General features: G+C 35.5%; 6 protein-coding genes. 1 reads left to right on the forward strand and 5 read right to left on the reverse strand.

What is annotated here, in order from left to right:
* Position 1: 1 nt before the first annotated feature.
* Genes AC1VAQ_RS07490 through AC1VAQ_RS07510 form a run of 5 tightly spaced genes read right to left on the reverse strand, consistent with a single transcriptional unit; the run spans position 2 to position 6,089 of the window.
* Positions 2-2,290 (reverse strand): DNA internalization-related competence protein ComEC/Rec2, encoded by a 2,289-nt coding sequence (locus AC1VAQ_RS07490; RefSeq protein WP_479903755.1) that lies wholly within the window; start codon positions 2,288-2,290, stop codon positions 2-4.
* Complete coding sequence (locus AC1VAQ_RS07495) at positions 2,271-3,230, reverse strand: GerMN domain-containing protein (protein ID WP_479903754.1); 960 nt, start codon at positions 3,228-3,230, stop codon at positions 2,271-2,273. Before AC1VAQ_RS07495 ends, AC1VAQ_RS07490 begins: the two co-directional genes overlap by 20 nt.
* The gene (locus AC1VAQ_RS07500) at positions 3,231-4,670 is read right to left on the reverse strand and encodes a sensor histidine kinase (protein WP_302597752.1); all 1,440 of its coding nucleotides are present in this window, start codon (positions 4,668-4,670) and stop codon (positions 3,231-3,233) included. It lies immediately after the preceding gene.
* A gap of 1 nt (position 4,671) precedes the next feature.
* A complete protein-coding gene (locus tag AC1VAQ_RS07505; protein WP_302597751.1) occupies positions 4,672-5,358 on the reverse strand; it encodes a response regulator transcription factor in 687 nt (228 codons plus the stop codon).
* 11 nt (positions 5,359-5,369) lie between these two features.
* Positions 5,370-6,089, reverse strand: a complete 720-nt coding sequence (locus AC1VAQ_RS07510; protein ID WP_302597750.1) for a helix-hairpin-helix domain-containing protein — start codon at positions 6,087-6,089, stop codon at positions 5,370-5,372.
* Positions 6,090-6,199: 110 nt separating this feature from the next.
* Here AC1VAQ_RS07510 and AC1VAQ_RS07515 point away from each other — a divergent pair, with 110 nt between their 5' ends.
* Complete coding sequence (locus AC1VAQ_RS07515; RefSeq protein WP_302597749.1) at positions 6,200-7,531, forward strand: D-alanyl-D-alanine carboxypeptidase family protein; 1,332 nt, start codon at positions 6,200-6,202, stop codon at positions 7,529-7,531.
* The last annotated feature ends 75 nt before the right edge of the window (positions 7,532-7,606 follow it).

Here is a 7,606-nt window from a genome sequence, read left to right on the forward strand (position 1 = left end):
GCTACTCTTCCTCTCCATCTGCTTCTCTTTGTGTATATAAAGTCATTTTTTCACCATCCGTACGTGCCCAAATAGCACCTTGTAAATCTGTACGTTTATAGGGTACTTGACATGTATTTAATGCGTCTAATACGTCTTTATGGGGATGCCCATATAAATTATTAATCCCGCAACTTATCATAGCATATTGTGGCCGTAGTTTCAAAAGAAGCTTTTCTTCTGTACCCGTTCTCGAGCCATGATGGCTTACCTTTAATAAACTAATAGGGGCAATCCCCTCATAAATACTACTTTCGGATTCTTTCTCCTTGTCACCCGTAAAAAGCGCCTTAAAGTTCTTATAGGTTGTTAAACAAACTAGTGAATTGTTATTGGCATCGCTTTGTTTTACTTTCGGTGCTAGAATTCTAAAGTCTACTGTGTCCACCTGAAAACAATCTGCTGCGCCTAACGTAATCACTTGAATATTTTCTCGTGCACATTCTGTAATTAACGTATCTAAAAGCTCTGATTCATCTGTTTTTGAAATAATAACATGATTAATTTTTAGGTCACCTTGTACCAATTCAATAATGCCACTTATATGATCGCTATCAGAATGGGATACCATAAGTGCTTCCACTTCTTTCTTCCCATTGTATTTAATATAGCGCTCTACCACCGCCCCTTTACCCGGTGGACCACCATCTATAACAATTAGCTTTTGGTGTGGCGTCTTAATCACACTGCCATCTCCTTGACCTACATATAAATAGGTTATTTGCAGAAGTTGGGGTAAGAAAAGTGAGTTTCCCAACCACATGCCTACGCCTAACATACTTATAGTATAAACCTTTTTTGGCAACCTAATCCCATATAGCCACAAGCCAATAAGTATTAACACGACATAATACATTATAAGTGCTATAAAAGATGGTCTACCTGTGCAAAGTGTCCCTAGTGGCAATTTAACTGCTACATTGCAAAGCATATGGACTGCTTGTAATAACACAATAATTCCCTTTGCAAGAACCCCAAAAACGGGTATGCCTATAAGGTGTATGCCTAATATACACCATCCTAATACAATAATGAGCGAAAATAATGGTAAAATTATCAAATTAAGCACACTACTTAAAAAAGGAATTTCATAATAATAAAAAGCTATAATTGGACTTGTCAGCAAACTAATGGTAATCCATGGTATTACAACCTTTAGAAACTTCTTTTTAAGCCCAATCCATTCTTTTTCCCATCTTTTAAGATAAATCTGACTGATTCCAATCGCTATCACTGCTCCAAATGAAAGCTGAAATCCCATGCTAAAAATGCTGTATGGCCGCCACAGTAAAATTAAAAAAGCACTCAGCCCTATGCTTATCCAAAAATCCTCCTCTTCCCATAAAATTCTTGAAAGCATCACAAGCGTTGCCATTACACTTGCACGTACTGTAGACGTTGCCATCCCGGTCAATAGTGTATATAGCCATATGCCACTTATTACGAAAACATAACGCTTTGTATAAGGAATTCCTACATATGCACTAAAACCTAATAAAAATCCAACTATTAATGCTACATGAAATCCCGAAACACATAATATATGGCCAATACCAACTGCACTGTACAAACTTTGTGTTTCATCAACTAATGCTGCATCATCTCCTAATAGCGCTGCCTGCATAATCCCTTCATCTTGCCCCTTGAAAATGTCTTCTAGGCAGCCCACTAAATATATTCTAAGCTGTATCAGAACATTTGGCTTCCCCCCTAAACTTTCACATGATTTTGCTTTAATAACACCTACTACATTTTTTCCCTTTAGATACTGCCCATAATCAAAATCACTAGGATTCATGGGGACTGGGAATGCTTTTACACCTCCTATAACTTGTAACCGCTCTCCCTCAAAAATATTTTGACTTAAAGAAACCTGAACTTGTACTTTTCCCTGTAATGCCATATGTTGTAAAACAATATCCCTTAATATGAGATTTTGACCATATTCAGTTTTTTGTATTTCTTCTACCTTACCCTCTAAGGTAATTTTCTCATCTACCTTCAGCTTCCCTAAGTTTCGGGTTGTAGGGTGCAGTACTAACATAGCCATTCCTAGTAAAAAACCTATTACAAATAACATAAGTCGCTTCTTACCGAAATAATAATAACATCCTACTAATAAAATACTTATTACTGCACAAAAAAGAGGGCCACTTTGTATGTCATTAACATACAAAGTACCCCCTATTAAACCTAAAGTCCAAGAAAATACAAAGAAATTTAACGGCCTTTTATCTTGTTTCACTTGCATCAACCTTTTCAATAATCTTGTTATTTCTCACAAAGGTTTCTCTTAAGTCAATGTCTTTAGTAAATTCTATATCTTTTTTACCATCTACTAAAAAGGCTACTTTATTTATCTTAGATGACTCCGTCAGTGTATTGACAATGGAATAAATCATCATATATTTACTTTCTGGTGTTGTAAAGAACTTTGATTTTAAATCAAATGATAAGTCTACTTGACACATACCATCTTTTACAGTTACATCCTTGACGATTGTTTCTGCAGGTAAAGTTGGCAGAAGCCCCTGTGTTTGAGGTCCTTTTATCAGTTCCTCAATCATTGTTTTTTCTTGTAATACATTACTATTTAATTCAATGCGTCTTTGTTCAGGAACAAGCATTCTGCCTGTCTCACTGGCAAAATATAAAGTTACAATTGGCTTAGATGTCGCTTGATTTGGGTCAATCACGCCAGTTAAGATATCACTTGTTTTAACAAGTCCAATTTCTTTTCCATTGGACCCAGTCATTGGTTGCCCCTCTATAGAAAAGGCCACGCCATCAATAAAGTCTAATTCACATAATGAAGCCACTAACATGGCTCGTACTGCTATACGCTGTACAGGGCTTAATTCATTATAGCGACTTTCAAAATCAATGGTAATTTTATTACCATCATGATTTGCACTTCGAATAGGCATCTCTACGACAGTTGGCAACGTTGTAATTTTAGGTCCTGACGCTAATGATTCTAATATAAATTTAATCTGCTCATCTTCTGTTTTTTGATCTAAAAAACTTACATCTAAATTTTCTAAGAATAATTTTTCCTTAGCTGTATCAAAGAAATAAATAGGTGGTGTTTCAGGCACCTTTGAGGCAACTTTGTCACTCGTACAGCCAATTGTGCTCAAAACAAGAAGAAGGCTTAAAAGGAGAATTAAATATTTTTTAATGCTTTTCATCTATCGTCCTCCTTCCCATACATGGCGTAGTGGAATTTGTACTGTAAAGATAGAACCTACGCCTTCTTCACTTTCCACCTGAATAGCACCATTATGCATGACAACAGTTTTGTACGTAATAGCAAGTCCAAGTCCAGTACCACCTGTCTCACGATTTCGTGTCTTATCTGTACGATAAAAACGTTCAAAGATCTTAGATTGCTCTTCTTTTGCTATACCAATTCCAGTATCCTGTACTGTAATAAAAGCATCCTGTAAGTCACTTTGTAAAATAACCTTAACCTCTCCGCCATTAGCCGTATACTTAATGGCATTTTCAATAAGGTTAGAAAGAGCTAACGTAAATTTCACTTCATCAATTTCAGCTATAATATCTTTGTGACTTTCATAAATCAACTTAATTTCTTTACGTTTTGCTAATGGAATAAGACGTTTTAAAATATTTTGTGTCATTTCATTCACGTCAATATTGGTAATATTAAGCGGAATTTCACGTTGATCTAGACGTACTAAGGTAAGTAAATCCGTAATAATATTATTTAAGCGGTCCACTTCTGAGTTAATATCTTCAAAGAATTCCTGGTACATTTCTACAGGTGCATTTTCTTGAAAAATAAGGGATTCTGTTAGAACTTTAATAGAAGATAGCGGTGTTTTAAGCTCATGAGAAACGTTAGATACAAACTCTTGTCTTGATTGTTCCACACGTTGTAATTGCTCTACCATATGATTAAAAGCATGACCTAGCTCTGCAATTTCATCTTTGCCTACGACCTCTACCTTTTGCTCCATTTGTCCCATAGTCATCTTTTGTACGACCTTCATTAAACTCTTAAGCGGCTTTGTAATAAAAGATGCCGTCACAAAGCTTAATACACCTACAAGCAGTCCTACAATAAGTGCTATAATATACACTTGATTTCTCATTTCTTTTACCGGATCATATACACTTTCAATATTTGCCGATAAAATAACAGCACCGCGAATCACTTCTTTGTTATCCTTATCGACAACAGATACAGCAGCCGTTAAAATAGGATTTTCGCTATCCTTTTGAACCCCCTCATTTGCTGTTGTATTTAGTGCAGAAAAAACAAGTGGGGTCATCACTGTCTTATTCAAAGCAGCATAGCTTGAGTCTGCTACAACTATACCATTACTATCAACCACTAAGATACGACAATTCATATCACTTTCGCTACTACGATTTTGAATTAGTGCAGCAAAACTGTTATACTTCTCATCTGCAGTCAGATAATTACCTTCTTTAATCTCTACAGCAATACGATTTGCCTTGCTTAAAAGATCTTTTTCCTTTTGGCTCACAAAGTATGTTTCCATACGATCTAATACCACCGTTGAAAAAATTACAAGCGGCATATAACTTACAATAAAAAATAATATTAAAAGTTTCCATCTTAAACTTTGGAACCACTTCATCTTAATCTTTAAAATAGTAACCTACCCCCCATTTTGTGTAAATGTATTCAGGTTGGCCTGGATTTGGTTCAATTTTTTCACGAAGCCTTCTCACATGTACATCTACTGTACGTACATCTCCAGGATATTCTCTTCCCCAAATCGTATCTAAAAGTTGATCACGACTATATACTTTGCCTGGATGAGTTGCAAAAAGCTCTAGCATATCAAATTCTTTAGCCGTTAAATTGATTTCCTGATTTTTAATAAATAAACGACGGCTATTTACTTCAAGTCTAAGATCCCCTACTTCAATTGTCTTTTTATTTGTTTCTTTTTCACTATGGTTAGAACGTCTTAAAATTGCTTTGATACGTGCTTTAAGTTCTAGAATATTAAATGGTTTTGTCACATAGTCATCAGCCCCATACTCAAGTCCCATAATCTTATCCATATCCTCACCTTTTGCTGTGAGCATAATGATTGGAATATTTGAAAATTCACGTACAAGTTGACAAACTTGCAGACCATCATATTTTGGAAGCATCACATCTAAAATCATTACATCGTATTTATTACTTCTCACATAATTCAACGCTTCCTCGCCATCGTAGGCCGCATCCACTTCCCATCCTTCTTGTTCAAGGCTAAACTTAATACCCTTTACAATTAATCTTTCATCATCAACAACTAAAATTTTGCTGTTCATCCCTTCTCCTCCTATTGCACTATAATAAGCTCTTGTATGTTTTCAAAGGTTTTATTGCCTATGCCATCTACCTTTGTTAACTCGCTAATTTCTTTAAAGCCTCCATTTGCTTCCCTATAAGCTTTAATGGCTGCTGCCTTCTTTTCGCCAATTCCTGGCAAACTCATAAGTTCTTGCTCTGATGCTAAATTAATATTAATGCACTGTACATTATCTTGTAATATTGCTGGTGCTATATTAGCAGTTTCAGTCATGATACTTTCTTTATTGTCGTACGAATCCAAACTTTTGTCAATTTCTTCACCTTTTTTGGGTACAACAATTTTTCCATTGGCTTGTATAGGACTTGCTAAATTTAAATACTCTGTATTCGCTTCTTCTGTGAAGCCACCACTAATCTGAATAACCTCATTTATAAGAGCATTATCTGCCATGTAATATACTCCTGGATTCTGGACTGCACCACATATATAAATAGGTACAATCTGAGGTGCCTTAAATGTGCTTTCTATTTGTATATTTTCACTTTCCTGAGCTTGCTCTAAACTTATAATCTCCTTGGCTCCCTCAGAGGATAGTTCTTCAGCTTGTACTACTGCTTCTTGTGGCAGCTCTGTTTCTAATAAAAACTCTTGTGATGTACTTTTTTCATAAGCAATGCCCCCTATACCAATTAAGCAAACCAATAGGACTAATATAATAAACTTATATTGCTTCAATAATTTTAGCATATAATCACCTCTATTACAAAGTGTTAACGGATTTTTAATGAAATAGACACTTTATCTACCTAAATTTGAAAAAATCTGATATACTTAATCTAATGAAAGGAGTTCTTTATATGAAATTAAAATCGATGATTAGCTTACTACTTATGATTTGTGTTTTCAACTTTAGCTTCACTACCTTGCAGGCTGAAGAAGTTACACAACCTACAGACCAATTACCAACTATTACAGCGGAATCCGCTATTTTAATAGATGCCAATTCAAAAACTGTTTTATATGAAAAAAATGGGTATAGCAAACAATATCCAGCAAGTATTACTAAATTAATGACAGCTTTATTAGCTATAGAAAACCTTACGCCAACGGATACAATTACCTTTTCGCATGAAGCAATCTTTGGCATTGAGCGTGGCAGTAGCCACATTGGTCTTGATGTTGGGGAGCAGATTACTGTAGACCAAGCACTTCATGGCCTTCTTTTAATGTCTGCTAACGAAGTCGCTAATGGTTTAGCTGAAGCTGTAAGCGGCTCTATTGAAAACTTTGCCAACCGTATGACTGTGCGTGCCAAAGAATTAGGTGCGCAAAATACAAACTTTGTAAATCCTCATGGCCTTCATGATTCTAATCATTATACAACAGCCTATGACATGGCTCTCATCGCCAGTTATTTAGCTTATAATGATTACTTTCTAGATATTATGAAAGATACCACCTATCAGATTCCTGGTACGAATAAAACCGACGAAATTCGTTATTTGTATCAACAGCATAGTATGCTCAATCCAACAAAGAACCCTAAATACTACCGTAAAGATGTAATTGGGGGTAAAACCGGCTTTACAGACGAAGCACGACACACACTTGTGACTATCGCACGACGTGATGATACCACTTTAGTTGCAGTCATCTTAAAAGGCGAAAAGGCTACCTATTATGATGATACTGCTACCTTATTAGATTATGGTTTTGATTCTTATAGTCCATTAGCACTTCACTCAGCTACAGATACCCTAACAACATTACCACTCTATAGTGTAAAAAGTGGTAAAAACTATCAAGCTGGTAATTGTAGCATTGGGCTCACAGAAGATACATCTGTTTTAGTGCACAATTCAATCACAGCTAAAGATATTACAACTAGCTTAAGTCTTCCAAACTATGTACCTCTTGGCAGTCAAGTAGGTGATGAAATTGGTGAGATTACATACCTCTATGGTAGTGAAAAATTACGTACAGATAAACTTATTATTAAAGATATCTCCTATTCTCCTTCACCTTTTGCTACGACGACTCCATGGGAAGGCACAAAACTTTCAGTCTTCTGGTATATAATTCTAGGAACATCTGCCTTTATTTGTTTCCTACTCCTTATTTTTAAAATTAGGCAAAAAACACTTCAACGTAAAAAACGAAATAAATATTATAAAAATTTTAAAAAATAGGTGCTACCCATAGGGTAGCACCTATCAGATTGTTGACAAAAAGGTTCTAGAATGCATTGCATTCCAGAACCTTTT

This window comes from Cellulosilyticum sp. (assembly GCF_982396655.1).